Raw genomic sequence first — 26,056 nt, forward strand, 5'->3', positions numbered from 1 at the left:
GCTCCCGGGCGGCCGCCGACCCCGCGTCCCGCTGAGGGCGGACGGCCGGGCCCGGCCCCGTGCCCGGCCGATAGCATGGGCGGCATGTCCGCACCCTCCGTCTCCGCCCACCCGTCCGCCGTCGGCCTCGGGATGCCGCAGGTCCCGCGCGTCCGCCGCACCCGTGAGGACGTGGAGGCCGCCGCCCCCGTCTCCGGCGACAAGCGCGTGCTGCTCGCCGCCCCCCGCGGCTACTGCGCCGGCGTGGACCGCGCCGTCGTCGCCGTCGAGAAGGCCCTGGAGCACCACGGCGCCCCCGTGTACGTCCGCAAGGAGATCGTGCACAACCGCCACGTGGTGGACACCCTGACCGAGCGCGGCGTGGTGTTCGTCGAGGAGCTCGACGAGATCCCCGAGGGCGCCCTCACCGTGTTCTCCGCCCACGGCGTGTCCCCGGCCGTGGTCCAGGACGCCGAGCGGCGCAGCCTGCGCACCATCGACGCGACCTGCCCCCTCGTGACCAAGGTCCACCGCGAGGCCGTGCGCTTCGCGAAGCAGGACAAGCAGATCCTCCTGATCGGCCACGAGGGCCACGAGGAGGTCGAGGGCACGTACGGCGAGGCCCCGGAGCACACCACCGTGATCAACGACGTCGCCGAGGCGCGCGCCGTGCAGGTGGCGGACCCGGACAACCTGATCTGGCTCTCCCAGACCACGCTCTCCGTGGACGAGACCCTCGAGATCGTCTCCGTGCTGCGCGAGCGCTTCCCGAACCTGCAGGACCCGCCCTCGGACGACATCTGCTACGCCACCTCCAACCGCCAGGCGGCCATCAAGTCCATCTCGCCCGAGTGCGATCTCGTGATCATCGTGGGCTCGGCGAACTCCTCGAACTCCGTGCGCCTCAAGGAGGTCGCCGCGGAGTACGGTGCCTCCCGCGCCGAGCGCGTGGACTTCGCCAGCCAGGTGGACGAGTCCTGGTTCGAGGGCGTCTCCACGGTGGGTTTGTCCTCCGGCGCCTCCGTCCCCGAGGTCCTCATCCAGGACGTGCTGGCCCTGCTGGCCGAGTACGGCTACGGGCAGGTGGACGAGGTGGTCACCGCGGAGGAGGACATCATGTTCTCCCTGCCCAAGGAGCTGCGTGCCGAGCTCAAGCGCGTGGGCGACGACTCGCGCGGCCTCGGCGGCCGCCGGACCGAGGGCTGAGCAGCCTGGACCAGCGCGACGACGACGACCGCACCGGGCTGACCGCCGCCGACGACGACGCCGCCACCCCGGAGTCCCGCGCGGCCGCCGTGCAGGACGCCCGGCGCGCGCTCGAGGCCGTGGGGTCCGTGCCGGACCTGGCCGGGACGGCCGTGGCGGTCATGGGCGTCTCCGGATCGGGCAAGACGGTGCTGGCGCTGCGCCTGGCCGCGGCCCTCGGCGTCCCGTTCGCGGAGGCGGACGAGTTCCACAGCCCCGAGGCCGTGGCGAAGATGGCCGGCGGCACCCCGCTCACCGACGCGGACCGGCTGCCCTGGCTGCATCGGATCCGGGACTGGACGGCGGGCGCCGCGGCCGAGCGCGGCGCCATCGTGACCTGCTCCGCCCTCAAGCGCTCCTACCGCGACCTGCTCCGGGACGGTCCGGCCCGCGTGGTGTTCCTCCACGTGGACGCGCCCCAGTCCGAGATCCGGGACCGGATGGCGCGGCGCCGGCACTACATGCCGCCGACGCTGCTGCACAGCCAGGCGGCCACGCTCGAGCCCCTCGAGGCGGACGAGCCCGGCGCCGTGCTGGCCAACGACTCGACCGTGGAGGACCTGACCGAGCGCGCCCTGCGCGTCCTGGCGGCCCGCTGAGCCCCGCCTGCAAGGCCGACGGCCCCGCCCCGGATCGCTCCGGGGACGGGGCCGTCCGCGTGGTGGAGGCGTGGCTCAGAGGCCGAAGACCCACACCAGCAGGGTCATCGAGGCCACGGAGATGAGCACGGCGGCGATGATGTTCAGCCACACGCCGCCCTTCACCATCTGGCCGATGGTGACGTAGCCGGAGCCGTACGCGATGGCGTTCGGCGGGGTGGCCACCGGCAGCATGAACGCGCAGGTGGCGGCGAGGGCCACGGGAGCGGCGAGCATGAGCGGCTCGACGCCGGTGCCCAGGGCCACGCCCGAGGCCACGGGCAGGAAGGTGGCCGCGGTGGCGGTGTTGGACGTCATCTCGGTGAGCAGCAGGATGCCGATCGCGGCGATCACCACGAGCACCCACACCGGGATCTCGCCCAGGCTGCGCACCTGCTCGCCGAGCCACGTGGACAGGCCGGACTTGGAGAACTGGCCGGACAGTGCCAGGCCGCCGCCGAAGAGCAGCAGCACGCCCCACGGGAGCTCCTTCGCGGCCTCCCAGTCCAGCAGGCGCACGCCGCGGCCGGCGCCGCCGCCGGCGGGCAGCAGGAAGAGGACGAGGCCCACGACCATGGCGATGGCAGCGTCGGAGAGCAGCGGGGAGTCGAGGCCGAGCACGTACTCGGACAGCAGCGGCACGGTGATCCAGGCCAGGGCGGCGAGGACGAAGATCACGAGGACCTTGGCCTCGGGGGCACTCATGCGGCCCAGACGCGCCAGCTCGGCGGCAATCAGGTCGCGGCCGCCGGGGACCTCGTCGATCTCCGGGCGGAACAGGACGCGGGTCAGCAGCAGCCAGCAGACCAGCAGCAGGACGACGGCGATCGGCACGCCCACGAGCATCCACTGGCCGAAGCCGATCTCGATGCCATGCTCGGCGGCCATGTGGCCGGCCAGCAGGGTGTTGGGCGGGGTGCCGATGATGGTGCCGAGGGAGCCGATGGAGGCAGCGTAGGCGATGCCGAGCATGAGCGCGGTGCCGAAGTTGGACTTCGTGAGCGAGCGGATCTCGGCCTGGGTGGGGGCCTCGCCGGGGGCGGACTGCTCGGCGGCGGGGACGGCGTCCGCGGCGAGGGCGTCCTCGGTGCCGTAGCGCTGGACCAGCACGAGGATGGACACGCCGATCGGCAGCATCATCACGGCGGTGGCGGTGTTGGACACCCACATGGAGATGAAGCCGGTGGCGATCATGAAGCCCAGGACCAGGTTCACGGTCTTGGCGCCCATGAGCTTGAGCACGCCGAGGGCGATGCGGCGGTGCAGGTTCCACCGCTGCATGGCCAGGGCGAGCATGAAGCCGCCCATGAACAGGAAGATGATGTTGTTGCCGTAGCTGGCGCCGATGGAGTCGAAGGTGACGCCGCCGTCCGACTCCGCGGCGGGCACGCCGAGCGGGAAGATGACGAGCGGCAGCAGGGCCGTGGCCGGGATGGGCAGGGCCTCGGTCATCCACCAGACCCCCATGAGCACGGCGGTGGCGGCGACGAGGCGGGGCCAGACGGCGAGGTCGCCCGGCATGAGCAGGTAGAGGCCGATCGCGAGGAGCGGGCCGGCCACGAGGCCGATGATGCGCTTGGTGTGCTCGCCGCCGGTCAGCGGCTGGTCGCGCATGCCCGGGGAGGTCTCGTGCTCGAACTCCTGGGCGGCGGCCTGCGGGTCGAAGCGCGAGACGTGTTCGTTCACGTTGCTCGGCGGCGGGACGGGGCGGGACGCCATGGGCGCCTCCTCACGGTTCGGGTTTCGAGTGCGGGCTGGCAACTCTCTGTGAGTTTCACGATAGCAAGTGATCTTGGACACACAGAACCGAGGCCGGCGCGCCGGCCGGGGCGGATCAGGCCTCCCGGGCCGGGTCCTCCCGCACGGCCTCCTCGCGCGCCGGGTCCTCCCGGCGACGGCGCAGCTCGTCCTGCTCGACGCCCTCGACGAGCTCGGGCGCGGAGAGCACGCGCGGCGCGGACTCGAGGGTGCGGATGTCCGGGGTCGGCGCCAGGCCCGGGTCCGCCTCCCGCAGCTTGCGGGCCGCCGGGAGCACGCGGGACTCCACGTTGCCGACGAGCTGGTTGTAGCGGTCCACCGTGGTCTTGAGGGAGCCGCCCATGCGGTCCAGGTGGGTGCCGAGGGTCCCCAGGCGCTCGTAGAGGTCCTTGGCGCTGGCGACCACCGTGTGCGCGTTCTCCGCGAGGGTGTCCTGGCGCCAGGCGTAGGCCACCGACTTCAGGGCGGTCAGCAGGGAGACGGGGGCGACGAGGGCGACGTTGCGGGAGAAGGCGTGGTCCAGCAGGCCGCCGTCCGCGTCCAGGGCGGCGGCGAGCAGGGACTCGGCCGGCAGGAAGCAGAGGACGAGCTCGGGGGAGTGCTCGAGGCCGGCCCAGTAGGCCTTGGCCGAGAGCTGGTCCACGTGGCGGCGCACCGCGGCCGCGTGCTGGGCGGCCAGGGCCTGCCGCCGCTCCCAGGCCTCCTCGCCGGGCTCGTCCGCGAGCGCCTCGGCGGCGAGGGCGTCCCCGATGGGGGCCTTGGCGTCCACGGCCATGCTCTTGCCTCCGGGCAGGGACACCAGCAGGTCCGGGCGCAGGCGCTCGCCGTCCCGGCCGCTGAGGGTGGACTGCTCCGAGAAGTCCACATGGTGGAGCATCCCGGCGGCCTCCACCACGCGGCGCAGCTGGGCCTCGCCCCAGTGTCCGCGTGCGGAGGTGGAGCGCAGGGTGGCCATCAGGGAGGTGGTCTGGTTCAGCAGGTCCCGGTCCGTGGCCGCGGCGGCGCGCAGCTGCTCCCCGAGGCGGCCGAACTGCGCGGCGCGGTCCCGTTCGAGCACGCCCACCTGCTCCTGGAGGGCGGTGAGCTGCTGCCCCAGGGGGGTGAGGGTGGAGAGCACGCGGGCCTCGGAGCGCTGCCGCTCCACGTCCTCCGCGCGCGCGGCCGCCAAGGCCCGGTGCTCCGCGCGGGCGGCGGCGAGCTCCTCTCGCGCCCCCTGGTGCTCGACGCGCAGGGCGGCCAGCTCCTGCTCCGCGCGGCGGGCCTCCTCACCGCCGCCGGCCGCGCGGCGCCACATGAGCCAGGCGCCCGTCAGGGCGCCGACCACGAGGCCGAGGGCGAGGGCGAGCAGCAGGCTGAGGATGTCCATGCCTCCACCCTTCCAGGCGGGGCGGACGCGTTAAGCGGCGGCGCGCCGTCGTCGTGCGGCCGGACCCGCCGCCGGCCCGCCTCGGAACCCGCCTCCGCGGGCGCGCCCGGCTCAGCCGAACAGCGGGTTCGGGCCGTTGGCGACCACCTGGGGGTCGCCGTCGACCTGCGCGGCGATCCCGGCCCCGGGGACGCCGGGCAGGTAGGTGAAGACGAGGCGCACGGAGGCCAGGGCGGCGGCGTCGAAGGCCTCCACGGCCACGGCGGGGCGCGGGCCGTCTTCGGTGGCGGCCTCGCCCTCGAACACGGCCACCGCGCGGGCCGGGCGCGGGCTGATCTTCGCCACCTCGGCGGCGGCCTGCTCCGGCTCGAGGTCCGGGTGCTCCCACATGCCGCGCTGGCCGTCGGCGGTGACGGCCAGGATGGTCGGATGGAACACGGGCCGGCGCCCGAGCGTGTCGAACACGTGCTCCACGGCGAGCGTGATCAGCGGCAGCAGGTCTCGCGTGGGCGGGGTGGGGGTCGCGTCGGAGGGGGTCGAGGTGCTCACCGGCCCGAGGCTACCGGGCCTGTCCGGCGGCGGACAGGCGGGCCTAGCGTGGAGCGCATGGAGCTGCTCATCGCCCCCGGGGACATCACCGCCACCACCGCAGACGTCGTCGTCAACGCCGCCAACTCCACCCTGCTCGGCGGGGGCGGGGTGGACGGGGCGATCCACCGGCGTGGCGGGCCCGAGATCCTCGCCGAGTGCCGCCGCCTGCGCGAGACCGAGCTGCCGGGCGGGCTACCCGCCGGGCAGGCCGTGGCGACGACGGCGGGCCGCCTCCCGGCCCGCTGGGTCGTCCACACGGTGGGCCCGGTGTGGGCGAAGACGATCGACAAGTCGGCGACCCTGGCCTCCTGCTACCGGGAGTCCCTGCGGGTGGCCGCGGAGCTCGGCGCCCGGTCGGTGGCGTTCCCGGCCATCTCGGCCGGCGTCTACGGCTGGCCCATGGACGACGCGGCCCGGATCGCGGTGACCACGTGCCGGGAGGTCGCCGCCCAGGGGGCCGGGTCGGTGGAGCGGGTGCTCTTCGTGCCGTTCGGCGAGCGCGCCGAGGCCGCCTTCCGCGCGGCGCTGGACGCCCCGGACGCGACCGGGGCGCCGGCCGCCTCCTGAGGCCTGCCGTCGGCGCCGCGCGGACCGGCCCTCAGCGCCCGGCCGGGGCCGGCGAGTCCGCCCGCCGCCACGCGAGCACGGTGAGCACCAGGCCGGCCGCGCCGATCCCCACGAGCACCAGCCCGACGGCGGGCAGCCCGATCCGGGCGCCCAGCAGGCCGGCCAGCGGGTAGGTGAGCAGGAAGCAGGCGTGGGAGAGCGAGAACTGCGCGGCGAACACGGCCGGCCGGTTCTGCTCGGTGCTGTTGCGGCGCAGCAGCCGGGCCGAGGGCGTCAGCACGGCCGAGGTGGCCGCCCCCAGCAGCGTCCACAGCAGCAGGAGGGCGGCCCACTGCGCGCCGCCGGCCGGTGCGCCCATCACGACGACGGCGGCCAGCAGCAGCACCGGCAGCGCGGCGGCGCCGGCGAGCATCACGCGGCGGTCGGGGACGGCGTCCAGCACGCGGGGAAGCCCCAGGGCGACGAGCATCGAGCCGCCGCCGTACGCGGCGAGCAGGAGGGCGACGTCCTGCTGGGGGCGGCCGAGGTCGGCCTGCACGAGCACCACGGTGTTGACGATGACCATCGCCGTCGTCGTCGCCACCACGAGGTTGACGCCGAGCAGGCCGCGCAGCTCGAGGCGCGCCCAGTAGGCCCGGGTGCCCCGGGTGAGCCGGTCCAGGAACGGGGCCGGCTCCGGGGCCTGGATCGCGGGGAACCGGGCCAGCGCCACGAGCGCGGCGGACACGAGGAAGCCGATCACCGTGCCGAAGAAAAGGTTGTTGTACGCCGTCACCGTCAGCAGGGCGGCGGCGAGCAGGGGGCTGAGGAGGGATTCGAGGTCGTAGGCCAGGCGGGAGAGGGAGAGGGCCCGGGTGTACTCGCGCTCGTCCGGCAGCACGGAGGGGATCACGGCCTGGAAGGTGGGCGTGAATGTGGCCGAGGCGGACTGCAGCAGGAAGATCAGCACGTACGTCTGCCAGGCCTCGGTGACGAAGGGCAGGGAGACGGCGACGCCGGCCCGCACCAGGTCCGCGCCGATCAGCACGCGGCGGGCGGGCAGGCGGGACACGAGTGCGGTGGTCACGGGGGAGACGAGCACATAGGCGACCATCTTGATGGCCATGACGGTGCCCATGACGGCGCCGGCGTCCGACCCGGCGATGTCGTAGGCCAGCAGGCCCAGGGCGACGGTGAGCAGCCCGGTGCCCAGCAGCGCGATGATCTGCGCGCTGAACAGCCGGGCGTACGTGGGGTTCCGCAGGACGGCGAGCATGGGTCTCTCCTGGAAGGCGGCGGGGACGACGGCGGGGCGCGGCGTGGGCGCTCAGTCCCGGGGCGCGTGGGTGTGGCGGAGGGGCTGGCCGGGGCCGGCGGAGTGTTCGGCCTGCCGGATGGCCTCGAGGACCAGGGTGACGGCGTGCTCGTCGGTGAGCCGGTAGAGGACGCGGGTGCCCTCGTGGCGGGTGGTGACCATGCGGGCCATGCGCATCTTGGCCAGGTGCTGGGAGACGGCGGCCGGCTTGCGGTCCACGGCCTCGGCGAGGGCGTTGACGGGGAGCTCCTCATCGCGGTGGAGGGCGAGCACGAGGCGGATGCGGGTGGCGTCCGAGAGGAGGCGCAGGACCTCGGCGGCCATCTCCACGTGGTCGGGGAAGGGCTCGGGGGTGCCGATTATCTTCGTATCTGCATGCATACGCAGATAGTAGGGCACGGCGGCACCAAAGGCGTCACCCGAAGATTGAGTGGAGTTCACTCAAGTTGGGGGAATAGGTCTCCGGCGGGGTGTGTTGTGAGGGGCAGACGCCGCGGTCCGCGGCGCCACCCGACCACTGAGGAGAGTGACCTGACATGGCTCGTCCCATCGATCCCTTCCGCGAGATGGAGCGCCCCTTCCGTGAGATGGAGCGCCTCGTGAACGGCCTGACCCGCACCAGCGGCACCGCGTCCATGCCCATGAACCTGTTCCGCGAGGGCGACCGCTTCGTGGCGGAGGTCGAGCTGCCCGGCGTCGATCCGGCCTCGATCGACGTCGACGTGGAGGAGCGCACCCTCACCGTGCGCGCCGAGCGCAAGGAGAGCCCGGCCGGCGAGGACCGCCGCTGGCTCACCCGTGAGCGCTCCGCCGGCACCTTCGCCCGCCAGCTCACCCTCGGAGAGGGCCTGGCCCTGGACCGCATCGAGGCGGACTACGAGGACGGCGTCCTCACCCTGACCATCCCGGTGGCCGAGCAGGCCAAGCCGCGGAAGATCTCGGTGAAGCACTCGGGCGCCGGGGCCGGCGCGGGGCAGACCGTGCCCGGCGAGACCGCCGAGACCGCCGAGGTCGAGGAGCGCTCGGCCGAGCAGGAGGCCGCCCAGAACGGCGGCGCCCCGCAGGCCTGATCGCCTCCGGTTCGCAGCACTGAGCCCGACGGGGCCGTCCGCACGGACGGCCCCGTCGTCGTGTCCGGGGTGCGCCGTAGGATCGCGCCATGGTGAAGAAGCTCGAGCAGAACATGGGCGCGGACGCCATGCGCGCCGCCACCGGGCGCGACCACGCGGGCTGGCGCGCCGTGCTGCAGGACGCCGGGGCGCAGCAGTGGTCCCACCCCCGGATCGCGGCCTACCTCGTGGAGGAGCACGGCGTGGACGGGTGGTGGGCGCAGGGCATCACCGTGGACTACGAGCAGGCGCACCAGGGGCGGCTGCCCGGCCAGCAGGCGGACGGCACGTTCAGCGTGGGCCTGACCCGCACGGTGCCGGGGGAGCGGCTGGAGGCGCTCGCCCGGGTGGAGGCGGCGGTGAGCGCCGTCCACGGCGAGCCGCACGGCAGGAACCTGACGGCGAGCCAGCCGGTGGTGCGGTGGCGGCTTCCCGACGGCGGCCGGCTCGCCGCCGCCGCGCAGGCCCCGAACAAGACCGGCACCCCCGTGAACCTCACGATGCAGAGGCTGCCGGACGCGGCCGCCGTCGAGCCGACGCGGCGCGCGCTGGAGGAGCTGCTGGAGGCCGCCCGCTCCGGCGAGGGTCCGGTGGCGACGCCCGGACGGTGAGGCGGGGGAGCGGGGCCCGCGGAGCGAGGCCGCGCCGGTAGACTCATAGACCGTGGCTTTGACTATCGGATTCGTGGGACTGCCCAACGTGGGCAAGTCGACCCTGTTCAACGCGCTGACGCGCCAGACCGTGCTCGCGGCGAACTACCCGTTCGCGACGATCGAGCCGAACGTGGGCGTGGTGAACCTGCCCGACGAGCGCCTGCCGCAGCTGGCCGAGATCTTCGGCTCCGAGCGCATCCTGCCGGCCACGGTGTCCTTCGTGGACATCGCCGGCATCGTGAAGGGCGCCTCCGAGGGGGAGGGCCTGGGCAACCAGTTCCTGGCGAACATCCGCGAGGCCCACGCGATCGCCCAGGTGGTGCGCGCGTTCGACGACGGCGACGTCGTCCACGTGGACGGCAAGGTGGACCCGGCCTCGGACATGGAGACCATCAACACCGAGCTGATCATCGCGGACATGCAGACCGTGGAGAAGGCGATCCCGCGCGTCGAGAAGGAGGTCAAGGGCAAGAAGAAGGAGCCCGCCGACCTCGAGGCGCTCAAGGCCGCCCTGGCCGTGCTGGAGCGCGGCGACACGATCTTCTCCGCGATCGAGAAGGACAAGCTGGACATGGACCGGCTGCGGGAGCTGAGCCTGCTCACCGCCAAGCCGTTCATCTACGTGTTCAACTCGGACGAGGGTGTGCTGGGGGACGAGGCCAAGCAGCAGGAGCTGCGCGATCTGGTGGCCCCCGCCGACGCCGTGTTCCTGGACGCCAAGCTCGAGTCCGACCTCGTGGAGCTCTCTGAGGAGGAGGCCGCCGAGATGCTGGAGATGGCCGGGCAGGACGAGTCCGGCCTGGACCAGCTCGCCCGCGTCGGCTTCTCCACCCTCGGCCTGCAGACGTACCTCACCGCCGGTCCCAAAGAGACCCGCGCCTGGACCATCCCGGTCGGCGCGACGGCGCCCGAGGCGGCCGGTGTGATCCATACCGACTTCCAGCGCGGTTTCATCAAGGCGGAGATCGTGTCCTTCGACGACCTGATCGCCGCCGGGTCCATGGCCGACGCCAAGGCCGCCGGCAAGGTGCGCATGGAGGGCAAGGACTACGTCATGAAGGACGGCGACGTGGTTGAATTCAGGTTCAATGTCTAAAAAGGGCGTCTGACCAGGGGTTTTGCCTTCGCAGCTTCTGATCTGGCTCGTCAGTCGAGTTCCGATCTACCATCAGTTGCTAAGCGTTTGCCCCGCTGACCTGGGACTTTGATCGGCCCCTGCGGAGCTTCCGCAGGGGCCGATCCTGCTCCCTGCGGTGCGGTAGCGCCTCTGGGACGCAGCCTCGGCTGGCCAATGCTGCGGAGGGTTCGAGTCGTTCGACGCGCGATCTCTCGGCAGGTGCGCTGACTCAATAAGCAGCCTGACTCAAAAGTCAGTCGCATCAACGACGCCCCGGTTCACTGGGGCAGGTCACGTTCCTCCAGAGTGCGAGTGATTTCGTCCCACTGGGAGCTCGCGATCAGTTGGTTGTGCCGGCGCAAGGCGGTCTGCCATAACCCGAACTCCGCTGGGAGCTCGCGCCACGAGATGCCGGTGCGGGTCTTGTAGAGCGCCGCGTCGACGATCGTGCGTATGTCAGTGCGTGGCCGCCCGCGGCGAGGGCCCTCTTCTGTGCGAACGATGTGCTTGATCCAGCTCCATTGCTCATCTGTGAGTCGTTGATAGTCGGGCTGGAGGCCCTCGATGTCGCTGCCGCCGTCACCAGCCTTCGCCTGGTCATCGATTCGCACGGCTTTGACCACGCCGCGGATGACAGCGCATTCGGTGCATTGGACGGTTGGCTCAACGTAGCGAGGGGAATGCCCGACCAAGGTCTCGACATGCTGGCAGGTCAGTTCCACTCGCCAAGTGGCGCTGCGGTCGATGTGCAATGAGGGTGGGTATAGGAGCTGTCGGAGCTCATCGCGCTGAGTCGGCGAAAGTGGCGGGAACGGGCAGCACAGATGGCAGTGCTCCACCCTGTTGTTCTCGAGACGCCAACCCCCCATGTTGCATGCCGTGTGCTCGGCTCGGAACTCGGCGTTGTCGGCATCGATCAGCGTAAGGCTCTCTTCATCAGTTCCCAGGGCTGGCTCACCGAGAAGGGCACGCCCACACGCGCGACATGGTTCGCCCGCTGCATAGGCTTCGTACGTCAGCTGCAGGTCGTCGCCGGCCCGCTCCATCCGCTTTGCCTCCGCTGCTTGAGCCCACGATTCCGAGAGCAGTGCCCTGCTGAGTGGTTTGTGCAGGACGCGGGGGAGAGCCGTCGAGCTCCCGTCGGGCACCTGCTGCGAATCGGGCATCGTCATGCTCTCCTTCGAGGTCTGATGCGGCCGCAGTGCGAGTCGTGCGCGACCCGTCTCGACCGCACTGGAAGCGATAACTTCCTGGAAGTCATGACTACCAGACTCGAGGCTGGTCGTGTGACAGATCCACTGAAAAAGGTGCTCGGAGCGCAGGTGCGCGATCTGCGCCTTGCGCGCCGTCTGTCGCAAGAAGGTCTCGCCGAGGAGCTCGGTGTCTCGACTCGGTACCTCGCCGGCATCGAGCGCGGGGAGCGCAACCTCACTCTGGACTCCATTGATGCTCTGGCGGAGCAACTTGGTGTTGAGGCGCAGACACTGGTCGTCCGTCAGTGACGTTCGCTGCGTGAGCTGGAGGGCCACTGCGTCACACCGGAGACCGACGCACTGGTCGATCGCCGGTCCACGTTCCCGATGAGTGGCCGCGTCAGCTCGCTGAACGTGACGGCAGCAGCGGCTGTGGCGTTCTACGCGACGCGGTGATGATGAGGGAGGCCCGAGTGTCAGTGGCACCCGATATCGTGAGGGCAAGCAACCCAAGACCGTGACTGCGCAGTGGCGCGGAGGAGGACGACCTATGGCACCGACCACCAAAGAGGCGCAGCGAGCCGAGTTACACAAGACGATCTGGCGGATCGCGAACGACCTGCGTGGCAGCGTCGACGGGTGGGACTTCAAGTCCTACGTGCTGGGCATGCTGTTCTATCGTTTCATCTCCGAGAACCTCACGGCGTACATCAATCGCGGCGAGCACGAGGCTGGCCACGCGTCGTTCGACTACGCGCACATGCCCGACTCGCAGGCGGACTTCGCGCGCGGCGAGGTCGTCGCCGAGAAGGGCTTCTTCATCCTGCCGTCCGACCTGTTTGTCAACGTCCGGGCGCGTGCGGCGGGCGACGAGAACCTCAATGAGACGCTCGAGCGGGTCTTCAAGAACATCGAAGCGTCGGCACTGGGCACCGACAGCGAGGACGACATCAAGGGTCTATTCGACGACCTGGATGTTAACAGCAACAAGCTCGGCTCAACGGTCGCCAAGCGGAACCAGAAGCTAGTGAAGCTGCTCGACGCGATCGGCGACCTCCCCCTGGGGCGGTGGGAAGACAACTCGATCGACCTGTTCGGCGATGCCTACGAGTACTTGATGCAGATGTACGCCGCCAACGCAGGCAAGTCCGGTGGCGAGTACTACACGCCGCAAGAGGTCTCCGAGCTGCTGGCGCGCATCACAGTCGTCGGCAAGAAGCAGGTCAACAAGGTCTACGACCCTGCCGTCGGCTCGGGTTCGCTGCTGCTGAAGTTCGACAAGGTACTCGGGAAGAACAACGTCCGCCAGGGGTTCTACGGTCAGGAGATCAACCTGACCACGTACAACCTCGCTCGGATCAACATGTTCCTGCACGACGTCAATTACGCGGACTTCAACCTCGCGCACGGCGACACCCTGATCGATCCCCAGCACTGGGACGACGAGCCGTTCGAGGCGATCGTCTCCAATCCGCCCTACTCGATCAAGTGGGAGGGCGACGCCAACCCGCTGCTGATCAACGACGAGCGGTTCGCACCGGCAGGAGTCCTCGCGCCGAAGTCGAAGGCCGACCTCGCCTTCACGATGCACATGCTCAGCTGGCTGGCGGTCAACGGCACAGCGGCGATCGTTGAGTTCCCTGGCGTGCTGTACCGCAGCGGGGCGGAGAAGAAGATCCGCCAATACCTCATCGACAACAACTACGTCGACGCGGTCATCCAGCTTCCGCCGGACCTGTTCTTCGGCACGACGATCGCGACCTGCATCCTCGTGCTGAAGAAGTCGAAGAAGACCAGCGACGTGCTGTTCATTGACGCGTCAGCCGAGTTCAAGCGCGTCGGCAACAAGAACAAGCTGCTCGAGGAGCACCAGGCGAGGATCCTCGGAGCGTTCACGGCGCGCGAGCCTGAAGACTACTTCACCACCGTCGTCAGCAACGAGGACATCGCCGCTAACGACTACAACATTGCGGTGTCGTCGTATGTCGAGGCCGAGGACACTCGCGAGGAAGTCGACATCACGGAGCTGAACGCCGAGATCGCGCGCATCGTGGCGCGCCAGGCTGAGCTCCGCACGGCGATCGACGAGATCGTGGCGGATCTGGAGGGCGCGCGGTCATGACGGACATGCCCAACTGGGAAGGCTTCATGATCCCGACGCTCAAGGTGATGAGCGATGGCATCATCCGCCACTGGCGCGAGTTTCAGCCTCTCGTAGCTGATCAGGCGCAGCTCACCGATGAGCAGAGGAAGGAGATGCTTCCGTCAGGGAGCGCGCTCAAGTATGAGAACCGTATCGGCTGGGGTGTCTCGTTCTTGACGAACGTCGGCGCGCTCAGGCGTCCGAAGCGTGGTCACTACCAGATCACTGATGCCGGCAAGCAGCTCATCGAGCTGTTTCCGAATGGTGCCAAGGAACGTGACATCAAAGCGCTCGGTGCAGATCCCAGCTCGCCGATCCGCGAGTACGTGGCGACCACGACCCGCAAGACGAGCGAGTCTGCAACGACCGCTCCGACCGAAGAGTCGTCGATGACTCCTACCGAGCAGGTGCAGAGCGGCGTCGAGCGAATCCACGACGAGATCGCGGTCGAGCTGCTCACTCGGCTGCAGGACAAAGAACCAGGCTTCTTCGAGCAGGCGGTTGTCGATCTCCTGCTGTCAATGGGCTACGGCGGCACCACCGGGGCCGGCAGCGTCACCCAGCTCACCAACGACGGAGGCATAGACGGTGTCATCGACCAGGACATCCTCGGCCTCAACCGCGTCTACATCCAGGCCAAGCGTTACCAAGACGGCAACACTGTCGGACGCCCCGACCTCCAGGCGTTCGTTGGAGCACTCAGCGGCAAAGCCGACAGCGGCGTCTTCATCACGACCAGCCGCTTCTCGGACGGCGCACGTACCTACGCCGAGAATGTGCCGACCCGCATCATCCTGATCGACGGCAAGCGCCTCACCAGCCTCATGATCCGATACGGCGTCGGCGTGCAAGTGAAAGAGACCTACAAGGTCGTCGAGATCGACGAGGACTTCTTCGCATGAGCCGCATCGATGACCTAATTCAGGAGTTGTGCCCGGACGGGGTGGAGCACAAGACTCTCGGTGAGGCTGGGAAGTTTATTCGTGGGAGTGGCCTTCAGAAGGCCGACCTTCGTGAAGAAGGTGTCCCCGCTGTTCACTATGGGCAGATCCACACCTTCTACGGCGTCTACGCGACTGAGACGAAGTCTTTCACCGATCCATTGATCGCAGCGAAGCTTCGTCATGCGCAGCCTGGCGACCTGCTGATCGCTACAACGAGCGAGGATGACGATGCGGTCGCGAAGGCGACGGCATGGCTCGGGGACTCTGATGTCGTCCTTAGTGGCGACGCCTACATCTATCGCCACGAGCTTGATCCGAAGTACATGGCGTATTTCTTCCAGTCATCGTCATTTCAAGATCAGAAACGGCGCTTCGTCTCTGGGACGAAGGTGCGCCGCGTGTCTGGTGCTTCGTTGGAGAAGATCCGGATCCCTGTGCCGCCTCTCGAGGTGCAGCGCGAGATCGTGCGAGTGTTGGATAAGTTCACTGAGCTGGAAGTGGCGCTGGAAGCGGAGCTGGAAGCGGAGCTGGAAGCCCGGCGCGCCCAGTACGAGCACTATCGTCACGAGGTGCTCTCCTCATCAAACGGAGCAGCGCTGACGTCGGTAGGCGAAATAGTTCACGGGGTTTCGTCCGGACGGAATAAGTCTCGATCAGAGGGCGGCGCGTACCCGGTGTACGGATCCACTGGTCAGATCGGGACAACGAACGCACCCGCGTACTCCGGACTAGCTTTGCTCATCGCCCGCGTCGGTGCGAACGCTGGCCGCGTGAACATAGTTGACGGTGAATATGACGTGTCCGACAACACGCTGGTCGTCACCCCCGCCGAGGCATGGGACGTCTACTACGCGTATCACCAGCTCACGAACATGCGTTTGAATCAGTACGCGGTAGGCGGCGGTCAACCGCTAGTGACAGGGAAGCTGATCAAAGCGTTGAAGGTTGCATTGCCACACGTCGACGAGCAACGGCGTATTGCTGGCGTGCTCGACAAGTTTGACGCTCTCGTGAACGACATCAGCATCGGCCTTCCTGCCGAGCTCGCCGCTCGCCGCAAGCAGTACGACTACTACCGTGACCGTCTCCTCACCTTCAAGGAGGCGGCGTAGATGGCTGTTGTTGCCCATGAAACAGTCGCGAGCTTAGCCGACGAGGTATTGCGAGACATCGCTGACTCGCGTACCGCCCTAATTTACGCTCCGAACTCAGTCGGTAAAACTCGGCTGGCGCAGCATCTTAAGGATCGTGATCCAGAGGGGGTCATCCTCTACAACTCGTTCATTGAAGACGAATTCACCTGGGACAATGAGCAATTCGTGCTCAAGGTGGATTTGGGTTCAGATCTATTCGAATCTGTAATTGCGCAAGGCCTTGACGGTGCGATCATCGACAACTTTCGAGCATACACTAGCGGGCGCATTGAACCGCGACTCGACCTCATAAATGGCGAGGTTAGCTTTGGCGTCCAGACGGGAGGTGATGATTCGCTGGACAACATTAAGATTTCACGAGCTGAGGAAAGCATATTCGTTTGGAGTGTCTATCAGGCCGTCCTAAATGAAGCAATAGAAACTCGTGCCGATAATCCCGAGCTGCGATCCACGACTGACTATGATCAATTATCGATCGCCGTTATCGATGATCCAGTCTCCTCGATGGACGATGTGCGCATCGTGTCTGTGGCACTTGCGCTCGTGGAACTTGTTGAGCGGGCCGCGGCTTTGGACTTCAAGTTTGTGATCTCTACCCACCATGCGCTCTTCTTTAATATTCTTTTTAATTCACTGGGCCGAAAGAGGAGTAGGACTCGACCGTATGTCCTTGCGCGCAATTCGTCTTCCGGATGGACACTTGCCAATCAGTCAAACGATTCGCCTTTCAGTTATCATCTCCAAATAATTGAAGGTATCCAGAGGGCAATCGCGGAGGATGAAATTGAGCGAGTGCACTTCAATCAGTTCCGGGCGCTGCTAGAGAAGACGGCGAACTTCCTGGGTCGCACAGGTGGGTGGAGCGGCCTGTTGGTGGGGCCGAATGCTGCCCTGCTGACGAGAGTTTTGAATCTGTACAGTCATGACCGCTTCGCCGAGATCGAAACATCTAAGGTCGCGGATGAGTACAAAGAGGCATTTAGAGATGAGTTTTACGAGTTTCTGAAGGCGTTTGGATGGGCGGGTGCGTCATGAGTGAAGCAGCGGCACGCAAGTTTGATCCGATCGCGATCTCTTCTGAGAGCACGGTCGTCGCTGAGTATGTTCACGATGCGTCGCAGGCTGATGCGTACCAGTCGGAGTCTGCACTCGAGAAGGAGGTGATCCGGCTCCTCGAGGGACAGGCGTACGACTACCTGCCGATCACATCAGAGGCCCAGCTGGTCGCGAATCTGCGCATGCAACTCGAGAAGGTCAACAGGATGACCTTCTCGGATGCCGAGTGGGAGCGGTTCTTCACGACGAAGGTCGCAGGTGCCAACGACGGCATCGTCGAGAAGACCGTGCGTGTGCAGGAGGATCACGTCCAGATCCTCAAGCGCGACGACGGGACGACGAAGAACATCGCGCTGATCGACAAGACGAACATCCACAACAATCAACTGCAGGTCATTAACCAGTACGAGATCGTGCGCGGCGGGGGTGACGCCGGCGACGGCGGTGCGAAGCACGCCACCCGTTACGACGTGACCGTGCTCGTCAACGGGCTCCCGATGGTGCACATCGAACTGAAGCGTCGCGGCGTCGACATCCGCGAGGCGTTCAACCAGATCAACCGCTACCAGCGCGACAGCTTCTGGGCGGGCTCTGGCCTGTTCGAGTACGTGCAGCTGTTCGTGATCAGCAACGGCACGCTCACGAAGTACTACTCCAACAGCACTCGCAACAGGCACCTGGCCGAGCAGAAGAAGGCGAGTGGTGCGGGCAAGGGGAAGAAGTCGAGCAACTCGTTCGAGTTCACCAGCTGGTGGGCCGACGCGAACAACAAGCCGATCACCGAGCTGACGGCGTTCGTGAAGACCTTCTTCGCGAAGCATGCGCTGCTGAACATCCTCACGAAGTACTGCGTGCTCACCGCGGATCGCGACCTGCTGGTTATGCGGCCGTACCAAATCGCCGCCACCGAGCGGATCCTGCAGAAGATCCAGATCTCGACGAACTACAAGACGCTCGGCACACTCGATGCCGGAGGATACGTCTGGCATACGACGGGTTCGGGTAAGACGCTCACTTCGTTCAAGGCAGCGCAGCTCGCATCGAAGATGCCGAGTGTGGACAAGGTGCTTTTCGTAGTCGACCGCAAAGACCTCGACTACCAGACGATGCGTGAGTACGACCGTTTCGAGAAAGGGGCGGCGAACTCGAACACGTCGACGGCGGTACTGAAGAAGCAGCTCGAAGACCCCGGCGCGCGGATCATCATCACCACGATCCAGAAGCTGTCGACGTTCATCAAGGCGAACAAGGGCCACGAGGTATTCTCGGGCCACGCGGTGATCATCTTCGATGAGTGCCACCGCTCGCAGTTCGGCGACATGCACACCGATATCACACGCGCGTTCAAGAAGTACAACCTGTTCGGGTTCACCGGCACCCCTATCTTCGCCGCGAACGCCGGGAGCGGTGGTAACCCTCAGCTGCGCACAACCGAGCAGGCGTTCGGCGACAAGCTGCACACGTACACGATCGTCGACGCCATCACCGACAAGAACGTGCTGCCGTTCCGGATCGACTACATCAACACCATCAAGATCGGGGACCCCGACGACTCGCAGGTGTCAGCGATCGACCGTGAGCGAGCGCTCTTGGACGTGCGTCGGATCCGGGACGTTGTGGCGTACACCCTGGAGCACTTCGATCAGAAGACGAAGCGCTCATCGAGCTACGAACACGCAGTTGTGACGAACGTCGCCGACTCAGTGCGGGGTCGGCGACAGGCAGAGGCACTCAAGGAGCGGAAGCGGGTTCGCGGATTCAACGCGCTGTTCGCGACCGCGTCGATCGATGCCGCGCGCCGCTACTACAACCAGTTCCAGCTGCAGATGGAGGAGCTGCCACCGGACAAGCGTCTGAAGGTCGGGCTGATCTTCAGCTACGGCGCGAACGAGGCCGAAGCCGACGGAATTCTCGATGATGAAGCGTTCGACACCGATGCGCTCGACCGTGGCACGCGCTCGTTCCTGGAAGACGCGATCCAGGACTACAACGACATGTTCGGGACCAGCTACGACACGAGCGCGGATCGGTTCCAGAACTACTACAAAGACCTGTCGCAGCGGATGAAGAACCGCGAGATCGACCTGGTCATCGTGGTGAACATGTTCCTCACAGGCTTCGACGCGACCACACTGAACACGCTGTTCGTCGACAAGAACCTGCGCGCCCATGGCCTGCTTCAGGCGTACTCGCGCACCAATCGCATCCTCAACTCGGTGAAGACCTATGGCAACATCGTCGCCTTCCGCGACCTCGAGGAAGAGACGAACGCCGCGCTGGAGCTCTTCGGCAACAAGGACGCCCGCGGCGTCGTCCTGCTGAAACCGTACGGCGACTACTTCGGTGAGTACGTCGACAAGGTCACCGCACTGCTCACGCACTTCCCGATCGGGCAGCAGATCGTGGGGGAGCAGGCGCAGAAGCACGTCATCCAGCTGTTCGGCGCAATCCTGCGGCTGCAGAACATCCTCACGTCCTTCGACGACTTCGACGGCAACGATCCGCTCACTGAGCGGCAGCGGCAGGACTACACCAGCATCTACTTGCGCCTCCGCGACGAATTCACGCGCGATCGCGACGGCGACAAGGAAGTCATCAACGATGACGTCGTGTTCGAGATCGAGCTCGTCAAGCAGGTCGAGATCAACGTCGACTACATCCTCATGCTCGTCGAGAAGCTCCGCGCCGAGAAGGGCGACGGAGACGATAAGGAAGTCCGCGCCGAGATCACCCGCGCCGTCGACGCGAGCCCGAGCCTGCGCAGCAAGCGCGACCTCGTCGAGGAATTCGTCGAGTCGGTGTCGCTGCAGGGCGCGGTTGATGAGCAGTGGCAGGCGTATGTCGCCGCGAAGCGTGAGACCGAGCTTCAGGAGCTCATCGAAGCGCACAAGCTCAGACTGGAGGAGACGCAGTCGTTCGTAGATGCGGCATTCCGGGACGGCCAGCTGCGCACAGCGGGGACGGAGATCACCCGCATCCTGCCGCCCGTGTCACGGTTCAACCGTGAGTCCAACCACGGCGACAAGAAGAAGCGGGTCATCGGAGCCCTGTCCAGGTTCTTCGAGCGGTTCCGCGGACTTGCCTCGGGGGGTGAAGAGTCCAGGGACTGAGGCTAGCAAAGAGTGAAATCATGGGCTCATGACCGAGGACAACCCCGATCGCCCGCCGAAGGTCATCCGCTGTGAGCACTGGTCTGAGGAGCTTAGTCGCTTCGGCGACTGGCGCCACCATGAGGACCCTCACGCGTGCGACTGGGGGAACCATGATGGCGAGTGTCCGCGCTGGTCCCGCGCGGCCGATCAGTAGCGCGCGCCGCCGCATCGGTGCAGATCTTGCCCGTCGCGGCATGCTCCGAGCTGTACCACGACGCCTGACGCCAACCCCTAAATCTTCGAAGGTGTGACCCTGGTCGGCAGCGTCCCACCGGCGCAGATGGGCCGTCACCAACGCCCCGATAGTCGACTAAAAACCGCTGTCAGAGGGCCGAGCCACCTCGATCTGTCGCCTCTGGCAGACCTATACAACCCACATGTTTGCCCGTGCCGGAATGCGGTGGAGTTCCGGTTCAACGTGTAAGGTTTTTTGTGGGGTTGGGGGGCTAGCTCTCCTACGCCGTCGCGCTCCTCCTGCTCAGCGTCTCGCCCAGCCAGCCCCATAGCATCGTCCGCAGCTTGTTCGCCACATGGAACGTGAGCCCCTGGTCCACGCCGTACCGGTGTCCGCCGGGCATGGCGAGGATGTGGGCGGGCTTGCGGTCGGCGTGGGTGGCGATCACGTCGAACACTGCCATCCGGCGCAGCGCCGCGGTGTCCTCGTGGGCCAGGACCAGCCGATGCCCGTCCCCGTCCTCACCCTCCTCAACGTGTGAGCCCGGTGGGGGAGCAGGCCATCACCAGGCGCCCGACGTCGCGGGCGGTCGCGGTCAGGTCCTCTGCCGTCCGGCGGATCGCTGTCGCCAAGTCCTGGGGGCCGCGGCCAATGGGCACGATCGCGGTGATGCCCTCGCCGTAGAGGGCGTCCGTGTCCTGGCCCACGGAGCCGGCGAGGACGATCACCGGGATCACACGGCCGGCTGCGCGCACGGCCTGGGCCACGCCGATCGGCACTTTCCCGGCCAAGGACTGGCCGTCGATGCGCCCCTCCCCGGTGATGACGAGGTCAGCGGTCTTCACGAGGTCGTGGAAACCCGCCGTCTCGAGGACGACGTCGATACCCGGCTTCAAGGTGGCCCCGATGAAGGCGTGCAGGCCACCGGCGAGACCCCCCGCCGCTCCCGAACCGGGGAGCGCGTCGATCGCCACCCCGAGGTCCCGCTCGACGATGCCCGCGAGATGGACCAGTCCTGTGTCCAAGCTCGCCACTGATGCAGCATCCGCCCCCTTCTGGGGGCCGAACACGTGGGCTGCACCCTGCGATCCCGTGAGGGGGTTGCTGATGTCGCACATCACCTCCACGTCGACGTCGCGGAGCCGGTCTCGTGCCGGGGTGGAGTCGATCCGCGCAATCCGGGTGAGGGTGTCGCCGGTCGGGACGATCTCCTCGCCTGCGGCGTCGAGGAACCGGACGCCGAGCGCTGCGGCAGCGCCCGTGCCGCCGTCCGTCGTGGCGCTCCCGCCGGCCCCGACGATGACTTTGCGCGCGCCGGCGGACACCGCGTCGAGGATCTGCTCGCCGACTCCGAACGTCGTGGCCCGCCCCGTGTCCTCGCGTCCGGAGGCGAGCGGGAGCCCGGCACATGAGGCTGTCTCCACCACCGCCACGTCCAGGTCGATCAGTCCGTAGTGGACGGGCACGCGTTCGCCGTAGAACACCCCGCAGACGGTTGCGGATCGCAAGGAGCCCCCTGCGGCAGTCACGAAGGCCTCGACGGTGCCCTCCCCGCCGTCGGCGATGGGCACCACGAGGACCTCGGCGTCGGTGACCGACGCGAGACCCGCCGCGATCGCGGAGCCCGCCTCCCGCGACGACAGGGACCCCTTGAATGAGTCTGGGATGACGATGATGCGCTGCACGCGTGGGTCTCCTAGGTCAGGTGACGGGGTCAGATGAGGACGAGGCCGAGGATCCAGATGAACACGATGGAGGTGAGTCCCATCAGGAGCGTGACCATCGTCTGGGTGCGGTACCCCTGCGAGGGCGTCATGCCGCTGAAGTTGGTGACCACCCAGAAGTACGAGTCGTTGGCGTGGGAGACGGTCATGGCGCCGGCCGCAATGGCCATGACCACGAGCGCGCTGGCCACCGGGGTCTCGAAGCCCAGTGCGGGCATCATCGGGAAGACCATGGCCGACGTGGTCGTGAGTGCCACTGTGGAGGAGCCCTGCGCGGTCTTCAGGACGGCGGAGACGAGGAAGGGGAAGAACAGTCCGATGACCGACAACTGCGCAGCGTTGCTCTCGATGAAGGTGACGAGGTCGGTGGCGGCGATGACGCGCCCCAGCACACCGCCGGCCGCCGTGATGAACAGAATGGGGCCGACGACCCGGAGGGTCTCCTCTGTCAGGTCGTAGAACGTCTCGCCACGGCGCACGCTGAACAACAGGCCGACTGCGCAGAGGGTTCCGACGGCGAGCGCGATCATCGGCGTGCCGAGGAATCGGGCGAAGTCACCCGCGGGGCCGGTCCACTTCAGGACGGATGCGAGCGAGCCGAGAGCCATGAGCAGGATGGGGGCGATGATGGGCGCGAAGGACGCAGCGGTCGCAGGCATCCGCCCGTAGGACCGGCGAAGCGCGTCGTAGGCCGCCTCCAGCTCGTCCGCGTCCTCAGTGCCGGTCTCCTCAGGGGAGGTCACCCGCTTGCCGATGTAGAGGGCGTACAGGTACGCGACGAGGAGTGCGGGGATCGAGACGAGGACGCCGAGGCCGATCACCAACAGAAGGTGGTCACCGATGCCGAGGTTCTGGGCGGCTGCGATGGGCCCCGGGGTCGGCGGGATGAAGACGTGCGACGTGTACAGACCTGCCGCCAGGGCCACGGTCATCGCCACGGGTGACGCCCCGGTGCGCCGGGCCAGGGCCTTGCGGATGGGGTTGAGGATGACGAAGCCGGAGTCGCAGAACACGGGGATGGAGACCACCCAGCCCATGAGCTGCATGGCCAGGACGGGGTAGCGCTTGCCGACGACCCGCACGAGCGCATCGGCAATTCTGAAGGCACCACCGGTGCGCTCCAAGATGAGTCCGATGAGCGTGCCCAGGATGATGACGATGCCGATCGACGTGAAGATCCCGGAGAATCCCTCGCCGATTACGTCGGTGATGCCCTTGACGGGCTCTTCCCCTTCGGCGCCGGTCGACTTCACCAGCGGGATCCCACCGATGATCCCCAAGGCGAAGGCGACGACCATGATCGAGAGGAAGGGGTGGATCTTCCATCTGGAGATCATGACGATCATCAGGGCGACGGCGAGGATGAAGACGAGCAAGAACGGTATTCCAGTCATCGGAAGTCCTTTGTGCGGCAGGGCATTCCAGCCAGACTAAGACCGATAGGACTTCAACGGCGATGTTCTGGCGAACAGGGTTCGGGCGTCTCGATGGTCCTCAGGACAACAGAACGGCCCTGCGGGGGCCTGCGTCAGGAGAGCGGATGTGGACATCTCCGGGAAGCCCAAGGCGTTCCTGGGAGAGAAGGGGACGCCTGAGTGCGCCTCGTGTGGGACCGCTCCGCCCGGGAGGACTACACGAACTGGCAGACCACGGACCGCAAGGTCCTCACACGGATCAACACCCTCATCGATGCCGCCCTGCGTGATCCCTTCGAGGGGATCGGCAAGCCCGGGCAGCTGAAGTACGGCGCGGCCGGGGCATGGTCCCGGCGCATCATGGAGGAGCACAGGCTCGTCTACCTCGTCGACGGCGTGGACCTGATCATCCTCCAGGTGAGGTATCACTACTGACATGCGCTTCACCCAGGCCGAGCTCCAGCAGTTCCGCGACCGCACCGTCCCCGACCTGCTGCCGGACCCGCTGCGGCTGCTGTTCATCGGCATCAACCCCGGCCTGTGGACCGCCGCCACCGGTGCGCACTTCGCCCGCCGCGGCAACCGCTTCTACCCGGCCCTGCACCGCGCCGGGCTCACCCGACACCTGATCGACGCCTCCGACGGCTACAAGGCCGAGGACCTCGCCGAGCTGCACGCCCGCGGCATCGGGATCTCCAACCTCGTCCCGCGTGCCTCCGCCCGCGCCGACGAGCTCACCGCGGAGGAGCTCGCCGCCGCCCCCGCCCGTCTGGACGCGCTCGTGGCCGCGCATGCGCCGGCCGTCGTCGCCGTGTTGGGGGTGACGGCCTACCGGCAGGCGTTCGGACGCCCGAAGGCCGCGCTGGGGGAGCAGGAGACGCCGTGGCCGGGCACGCGGCTGTTCGTGGCGCCGAACCCCAGCGGGCTCAACGCTCACGCCACCCTGGACTCGCTCGCCGCGGACTACCGCGCGGCCGGTGCCGCGGCGGGGCTCGTGGACTGAGTGCACCCGCCGTCCCTGCGGCCGCACTGGACGCCCGCTGGGATCTCTGATCGAGTGGGCACCGTGCGCACACGAGTCACCACCTCGCTCCTGGGCCTCGGACTGACCGCCACGGCCCTCGTGGGCTGCCAGACGCAGACGTGGACCTCGACGTGCTCCACCGACACCACCCTGCGCAGCTGCGAGATCTCCGTGCCAGGCAACGCGTTCCATGATCTGCCCTTCCCCGTCTCCGGGCCGATCATCGGCGGTGTCGGCGAGCGATTCCGGCTCGAGACGGCGAGCGAGGAGGGGACAGCCACCTTCTCCGCCGGCGGCACCGAGGGGGGCACCTACTCTTGCGAAGCGGGGCAGACGCTCCCGATCGGCGACAGTGCGCTGCTGTGCCGCGCCGTCGGCGTGAACTCGCTGGACTTCACGATCAGCCGGACGCGCTGACGCCTCGGGCCCGTCAGAACAGCGGCCAGGGGACGGCAGGCGTCAGACCGCTCGGGGCCGGGAAACGCCCGTCGTCGAGCAAGCCGGCGCAACGCTCCGCGAGGGCACCGATCTCCACGGCGCCCAGCAGCTCCGCCAGCCCCCGCCCCAGCTCACGGTCGAGCCCCTCGAGAACCCGGGCGACGCCGTCGCGCTCCTCCTCGCTCAGCTCCTCACCGAGCCATCCCCACAGCACGGTCCGCAGCTTGTCCTCCACATGGAAGGCGAGCCCGTGGTCCACCCCGTAACGGTGACCGCCGGGCATGGCGAGGATGTGGGCGCCCTTACGGTCGGCGTTGTTGACGATCACGTCGAACACCGCCATCCGGCGCAGCGCCGCCGAGTCCTCATGGGCCAGGACCAGCCGGTTCCCGTCCTCGTCCTCACCCTCCAGGATCGTGAGCCATCCCGATGCCGGCACCTCGTCCGCCGGGAACAGGTCCACGGCGTCCTGCTCGGGATCCTGCTCCTGCCAGAGCTGCACCATGCCGTCGCCGAAGGGGCCGTCGCGCAGCCACGTGCGCGGCACGATGTCCCACCCCAGGGCCTCGGACACCCGGTGCGCGGCCACCTCGCGGTGGGCCAGGGTTCCGGCGGGGAAGTCCCAGAGCGGGGCCTCACCGGCCACCGGCTTGTAGACCACCGGGGTGTCATCGATCGCGCCGAGGAACGTGGCGTTTGACGCCGTCGTGATGCGGCCGGTGAGCGTCAGCTCCCCGGACACCAGCTCGCCGGCGGGCACGTCCGCGGCGCTCATCAGGAGTCGGGGAGGGTGCAGTCGTGGCCGTCGGGGTCGATGGGCTGGCCGCAGTCCGAGCAGATCGGACGCCCGGCGTCCACGACCTCCCGGGTGCGCCGGGCGAACGCCCGGGCGGCGCCGACGGGCATCCGCACGCGCACGGCCTCGGCGTCCGCCTCGAGCGCCGGGTCGGCGTCGTCGTCGGTCAGCGGGTGCGCGTCGATGAGCACCTGCGCGGTGGTGGGGTCCCAGCCCAGGCCGATGGCCCCCACCCGGAACCACTCCTGCACCGGGTCCAGCGGATCGTTGTCGACGAGTTCCACGGGCGTGCTGGCCGGGACGCTGTGCGGGTTGCCGTCCAGCGCCATGAGATCATCGAGGATCTCGTCGATCATTTCCGCCATCAGGGCCGACTGCTGCTTCTCCAAGGCCAGGCTCACCAGCCGGGGCCCGGTGCGCACCTGCAGGTAGAACGTGCGGGCTCCGGGACGGCCGAGCGTCCCGATCACGACCCGATCCGGCCAGTCGAACTCATGGACATGGGTGGGCGACTCGGTCATGCGT

At 67.7% G+C, this 26,056-nt stretch carries 25 protein-coding genes and 1 pseudogene; 15 read left to right on the forward strand and 11 right to left on the reverse strand.

Translation table 11 applies throughout. The features are described 5' to 3' along the window. Positions 1–84 precede the first annotated feature (84 nt). Both NWP10_RS01905 and NWP10_RS01910 read left to right on the forward strand, forming a co-directional pair. Positions 85–1,185, forward strand: coding sequence for a 4-hydroxy-3-methylbut-2-enyl diphosphate reductase (locus NWP10_RS01905; RefSeq protein WP_017488215.1), 1,101 nt, complete (start codon positions 85–87; stop codon positions 1,183–1,185). Between the two features lie 89 nt (positions 1,186–1,274). Next, positions 1,275–1,823, forward strand: a complete 549-nt coding sequence (locus NWP10_RS01910; RefSeq protein ID WP_017488214.1) for a gluconokinase — start codon at positions 1,275–1,277, stop codon at positions 1,821–1,823. 75 nt (positions 1,824–1,898) lie between these two features. Here the strand turns inward: NWP10_RS01910 and NWP10_RS01915 are convergent, their stop codons facing one another. The 3 genes from NWP10_RS01915 to NWP10_RS01925 all read right to left on the reverse strand — a co-directional run bounded on the left by NWP10_RS01915 (position 1,899) and on the right by NWP10_RS01925 (position 5,535). Further along, positions 1,899–3,581, reverse strand: a complete 1,683-nt coding sequence (locus NWP10_RS01915; RefSeq protein WP_017488213.1) for a DASS family sodium-coupled anion symporter — start codon at positions 3,579–3,581, stop codon at positions 1,899–1,901. Between the two features lie 115 nt (positions 3,582–3,696). Next, positions 3,697–4,986: a DNA recombination protein RmuC gene (locus tag NWP10_RS01920; RefSeq protein ID WP_017488212.1), complete on the reverse strand. Its 1,290-nt coding sequence runs from the start codon at positions 4,984–4,986 to the stop codon at positions 3,697–3,699. 111 nt (positions 4,987–5,097) lie between these two features. Beyond that, on the reverse strand, positions 5,098–5,535 hold the full coding sequence (locus NWP10_RS01925; RefSeq protein WP_017488211.1) for a hypothetical protein: 438 nt from the start codon (positions 5,533–5,535) through the stop codon (positions 5,098–5,100). Between the two features lie 57 nt (positions 5,536–5,592). Here NWP10_RS01925 and NWP10_RS01930 point away from each other — a divergent pair, with 57 nt between their 5' ends. Further along, on the forward strand, positions 5,593–6,144 hold the full coding sequence (locus tag NWP10_RS01930; RefSeq protein WP_258299699.1) for an O-acetyl-ADP-ribose deacetylase: 552 nt from the start codon (positions 5,593–5,595) through the stop codon (positions 6,142–6,144). Between the two features lie 31 nt (positions 6,145–6,175). Here the strand turns inward: NWP10_RS01930 and NWP10_RS01935 are convergent, their stop codons facing one another. Continuing rightward, on the reverse strand, positions 6,176–7,399 hold the full coding sequence (locus NWP10_RS01935) for an MFS transporter (protein WP_258299700.1): 1,224 nt from the start codon (positions 7,397–7,399) through the stop codon (positions 6,176–6,178). Between the two features lie 51 nt (positions 7,400–7,450). Beyond that, a complete protein-coding gene (locus NWP10_RS01940) occupies positions 7,451–7,819 on the reverse strand; it encodes a metalloregulator ArsR/SmtB family transcription factor (protein ID WP_258299701.1) in 369 nt (122 codons plus the stop codon). A 155-nt stretch (positions 7,820–7,974) separates the two neighbouring features. Between NWP10_RS01940 and NWP10_RS01945 the strand changes: the two genes are divergently transcribed. The 3 genes from NWP10_RS01945 (at position 7,975) to ychF (ending at position 10,296) form a co-directional block, all read left to right on the forward strand. After that, on the forward strand, positions 7,975–8,508 hold the full coding sequence (locus tag NWP10_RS01945; RefSeq protein WP_158491476.1) for an Hsp20/alpha crystallin family protein: 534 nt from the start codon (positions 7,975–7,977) through the stop codon (positions 8,506–8,508). An 89-nt stretch (positions 8,509–8,597) separates the two neighbouring features. Further along, positions 8,598–9,158: a hypothetical protein gene (locus tag NWP10_RS01950; RefSeq protein ID WP_158494294.1), complete on the forward strand. Its 561-nt coding sequence runs from the start codon at positions 8,598–8,600 to the stop codon at positions 9,156–9,158. 52 nt (positions 9,159–9,210) lie between these two features. After that, a complete protein-coding gene (gene ychF / locus NWP10_RS01955; protein WP_258299702.1) occupies positions 9,211–10,296 on the forward strand; it encodes a redox-regulated ATPase YchF in 1,086 nt (361 codons plus the stop codon). A gap of 299 nt (positions 10,297–10,595) precedes the next feature. On the opposite strand, the gene NWP10_RS01960 is transcribed toward ychF, so the two are convergent. Then, the gene (locus tag NWP10_RS01960; protein WP_309137687.1) at positions 10,596–11,489 is read right to left on the reverse strand and encodes a transposase; all 894 of its coding nucleotides are present in this window, start codon (positions 11,487–11,489) and stop codon (positions 10,596–10,598) included. 87 nt (positions 11,490–11,576) lie between these two features. On the opposite strand from NWP10_RS01960, the gene NWP10_RS01965 reads away from it, so the two are divergent. From NWP10_RS01965 to NWP10_RS01990, 6 genes are all read left to right on the forward strand, one after another. Then, on the forward strand, positions 11,577–11,819 hold the full coding sequence (locus tag NWP10_RS01965) for a helix-turn-helix domain-containing protein (protein ID WP_258299703.1): 243 nt from the start codon (positions 11,577–11,579) through the stop codon (positions 11,817–11,819). Positions 11,820–12,060: 241 nt separating this feature from the next. Beyond that, positions 12,061–13,632, forward strand: coding sequence for a type I restriction-modification system subunit M (locus NWP10_RS01970; RefSeq protein ID WP_258299704.1), 1,572 nt, complete (start codon positions 12,061–12,063; stop codon positions 13,630–13,632). Then, positions 13,629–14,555 (forward strand): restriction endonuclease, encoded by a 927-nt coding sequence (locus NWP10_RS01975; RefSeq protein ID WP_258299705.1) that lies wholly within the window; start codon positions 13,629–13,631, stop codon positions 14,553–14,555. The genes NWP10_RS01970 and NWP10_RS01975 overlap by 4 nt, the downstream gene beginning before the upstream one ends. After that, positions 14,552–15,709 (forward strand): restriction endonuclease subunit S, encoded by a 1,158-nt coding sequence (locus tag NWP10_RS01980; protein ID WP_258299706.1) that lies wholly within the window; start codon positions 14,552–14,554, stop codon positions 15,707–15,709. Before NWP10_RS01975 ends, NWP10_RS01980 begins: the two co-directional genes overlap by 4 nt. Beyond that, a complete protein-coding gene (locus NWP10_RS01985) occupies positions 15,710–16,786 on the forward strand; it encodes a hypothetical protein (RefSeq protein WP_258299707.1) in 1,077 nt (358 codons plus the stop codon). Next, on the forward strand, positions 16,783–19,917 hold the full coding sequence (locus tag NWP10_RS01990; RefSeq protein ID WP_258299708.1) for a type I restriction endonuclease subunit R: 3,135 nt from the start codon (positions 16,783–16,785) through the stop codon (positions 19,915–19,917). The genes NWP10_RS01985 and NWP10_RS01990 overlap by 4 nt, the downstream gene beginning before the upstream one ends. Positions 19,918–20,406: 489 nt before the next feature. On the opposite strand, the pseudogene NWP10_RS01995 reads toward NWP10_RS01990, so the two are convergent. The 3 genes and pseudogenes from NWP10_RS01995 to NWP10_RS02005 all read right to left on the reverse strand — a co-directional run. Beyond that, positions 20,407–20,663, reverse strand: a pseudogene (locus NWP10_RS01995) (phosphatidylinositol kinase); the annotation flags it as partial. A gap of 1 nt (position 20,664) precedes the next feature. Further along, on the reverse strand, positions 20,665–21,819 hold the full coding sequence (locus NWP10_RS02000) for a glycerate kinase (protein WP_258299709.1): 1,155 nt from the start codon (positions 21,817–21,819) through the stop codon (positions 20,665–20,667). A gap of 29 nt (positions 21,820–21,848) precedes the next feature. Continuing rightward, a complete protein-coding gene (locus NWP10_RS02005) occupies positions 21,849–23,234 on the reverse strand; it encodes a GntP family permease (RefSeq protein ID WP_258299710.1) in 1,386 nt (461 codons plus the stop codon). 219 nt (positions 23,235–23,453) lie between these two features. Between NWP10_RS02005 and NWP10_RS02010 the strand changes: the two genes are divergently transcribed. The 3 genes from NWP10_RS02010 to NWP10_RS02020 all read left to right on the forward strand — a co-directional run bounded on the left by NWP10_RS02010 (position 23,454) and on the right by NWP10_RS02020 (position 24,714). Beyond that, on the forward strand, positions 23,454–23,708 hold the full coding sequence (locus tag NWP10_RS02010) for a Txe/YoeB family addiction module toxin (protein WP_258299711.1): 255 nt from the start codon (positions 23,454–23,456) through the stop codon (positions 23,706–23,708). 1 nt (position 23,709) lies between these two features. Further along, the gene (locus NWP10_RS02015) at positions 23,710–24,276 is read left to right on the forward strand and encodes a mismatch-specific DNA-glycosylase (RefSeq protein WP_010080487.1); all 567 of its coding nucleotides are present in this window, start codon (positions 23,710–23,712) and stop codon (positions 24,274–24,276) included. 63 nt (positions 24,277–24,339) lie between these two features. Then, positions 24,340–24,714 carry a hypothetical protein gene (locus NWP10_RS02020; protein ID WP_258299713.1) on the forward strand — a complete coding sequence of 125 codons (375 nt, stop codon included), beginning with the start codon at positions 24,340–24,342 and terminating at the stop codon, positions 24,712–24,714. Between the two features lie 13 nt (positions 24,715–24,727). Here the strand turns inward: NWP10_RS02020 and NWP10_RS02025 are convergent, their stop codons facing one another. Next, on the reverse strand, positions 24,728–25,510 hold the full coding sequence (locus NWP10_RS02025; protein WP_258299714.1) for an SCO1664 family protein: 783 nt from the start codon (positions 25,508–25,510) through the stop codon (positions 24,728–24,730). Further along, on the reverse strand, positions 25,510–26,052 hold the full coding sequence (locus tag NWP10_RS02030) for a DUF3090 domain-containing protein (protein WP_258299715.1): 543 nt from the start codon (positions 26,050–26,052) through the stop codon (positions 25,510–25,512). The genes NWP10_RS02025 and NWP10_RS02030 overlap by 1 nt, the downstream gene beginning before the upstream one ends. Between the last annotated feature and the right edge of the window lie 4 nt (positions 26,053–26,056).

Source organism: Micrococcus sp. HG099 (assembly GCF_024723355.1).
GTDB classification, from domain to species: domain Bacteria; phylum Actinomycetota; class Actinomycetes; order Actinomycetales; family Micrococcaceae; genus Micrococcus; species Micrococcus endophyticus.